This is a genomic window from Aerococcus sp. L_32 (genome assembly GCF_050689315.1).
In genome coordinates, this window is sequence record NZ_JBOEQF010001105.1 from 1 (window position 1) to 612 (window position 612).

Genomic DNA, 612 nt, shown 5'->3' on the forward strand with positions numbered 1-612 from the left:
AAAAATTAGCCTTCCAATTGAATACAACAGGGGCAACTTTAGATCCTTTTGCCTGTTGGTTGATCATGCGTGGACTAAAAACCTTGGCAGTTCGCTTGCAACAACATGAAAAGAACGCCAAATCCTTAGTAGAAGCTTTAGAAAACCACCCAGCAATTGAGAAAGTGTATTACTCAGGACGCGGGGGTATGGTATCATTCGCAGTGAAAGACGCGGGAATTATTCGCGATGCCTTGAACAGCTTGAAGATTTTTACTTTTGCAGAGAGTTTAGGTGGGGTAGAAAGTTTAATTACTTACCCAGAAACACAAACGCATGCGGATATCCCAACTGAATTACGGGCACAATACGGCCTAACTGACAAGGTTTTACGGATATCAACAGGGATTGAAAATAGTGATGATTTAGTGGCAGATATTAACCAAGCTTTTAACGTTTAAAAAAGTGATCATCTGTGAGCAGTAATAGTGAAAAACGAATTTGATTAGTGTAATATAGGAAACTGTGAGTGTAAGAGTTCACAAGGGAAGGATGGAGAGAGCCATGAACTTTCAAAAACTAAAATATGCTGTTGTCGTCGCTGATAGCGGATCATTCCGTGAGGCAGCTAGA

General features: G+C 40.5%; 1 protein-coding gene. It reads left to right on the forward strand.

Annotated features, from left to right (window positions below):
- A partial coding sequence (locus tag ACRCJ0_RS18400) for a PLP-dependent transferase (protein WP_431391603.1) occupies positions 1-440 on the forward strand: 440 nt, incomplete at its 5' end.
- Positions 441-612 lie beyond the last annotated feature (172 nt).